General features: G+C 45.8%; 2 protein-coding genes. Both read left to right on the top strand.

What is annotated here, in order from left to right:
- On the top strand, nt 1-471 hold a 471-nt coding region (locus tag R8N28_RS24970), incomplete at its 5' end, for an ABC transporter permease (RefSeq protein WP_318183634.1).
- Nucleotides 471-1,371, top strand: a 901-nt coding sequence (locus tag R8N28_RS24975; protein WP_318183635.1) for an ABC transporter ATP-binding protein, incomplete at its 3' end; no start/stop codon positions are given. The genes R8N28_RS24970 and R8N28_RS24975, both read left to right, overlap by 1 nt.

Here is a 1,371-nt window from a genome sequence, read left to right on the forward strand (position 1 = left end):
GTGCTGTTTATGGACTATCGCGTAAACGATATTGCGAAGGCGATGGAATGGGGTAGACCGGGACTGATTTTCTCAGGCTCAATGTTTGCGTTGATCTTTGCGATGGTGGTGCGTTTCTCAGCTGTTGCGATTGGTAGTATCGAAAGTAATCTAAATAAAATTTCTCCATCGTTAGATATGGCGTCACGCACGATGGGATGTACGCCTAATACGATGCTGTGGCGAGTGCACTTTCCACTGGTAAAACGTGGTGCACTGATTGCGGCATTGTTGGTGTTTATTGAGTCGATGAAAGAGCTCAATGCCTCTCTGCTTCTGCGTCCATTCAATTTTGAAACACTGGCAACATACGTATATAACTTTGCCTCGGATGAGCATTTAGAATTGGCAGCTCTGCCTGCTGTATTGTTGGTTCTTGTTGGGTTGATCCCGCTTGTTGTTGTTAACCGTTCACTGGAGCAAAATCACTGATGAGCTGCGCACTATCAATTAAAAACCTAACTTGCCAATACGATGCTCAAACCGTTTTAGAGTCTTTGTCGCTTGAAGTTGAACAGGGGCAAATCGTTTGTCTTTTAGGGGCGAGTGGTTGTGGCAAAACGACATTGTTGAAAGCGATTGCTGGTTTGCTGCCTCTTACTTCTGGTCAAATGAGCTTAAATTGTCAGACGATTGATGATGGTGAAAATTGGTTGCCGCCAGAAGAGCGCAATATCGGAATGATCTTCCAAGATTATGCACTATTTCCTCATCTGACAGTTGCGCAAAATATAGCCTTTGGCTTGAAGCATCAATCTGCACAAGAAAAGCGCGCGAAAGTCGATGAAATGCTAGAACTCGTGCACCTTCAAGGTTACGCCGATCGTTATCCACATCAGCTTTCTGGTGGGCAACAGCAGCGCGTTGCGATTGCCCGTTCTCTGGCTTACAGCCCTGATTTACTGCTTTTGGATGAACCGTTTTCCAATATTGATACTCAGGTTCGTCACGAGTTAATCAGCGAGATCCGTAAGATTTTTAAGGCACAAGGCGTTACAGCGATTTTCGTGACTCACAGTCGTGAAGAAGCATTTGCGTTTGCCGACAAAATGGCGGTGATGAACCACGGTGTTATTGAGCAATACGGCACGGCTTCAGAACTCTACTACCAACCTTCGAGCAAGTTTGTTGCAGACTTCTTAGGTGGTGGTAGCTACCTAGCCGCAACGCGCATTTCAGATACGGAATACGAAACCCATATTGGTGTAGTTGAGGCGAGTGCACAGCAAGAGATTCAAATGCAATCTGCTTGTTCATTACTACTGCGACCACAACATGTCCAAATTCAGTCGGATGAAGACAGTGCGGTCACTGTGCTTGAGCAGCACTTCA

Source organism: Vibrio sp. Vb1554 (assembly GCF_033344235.1).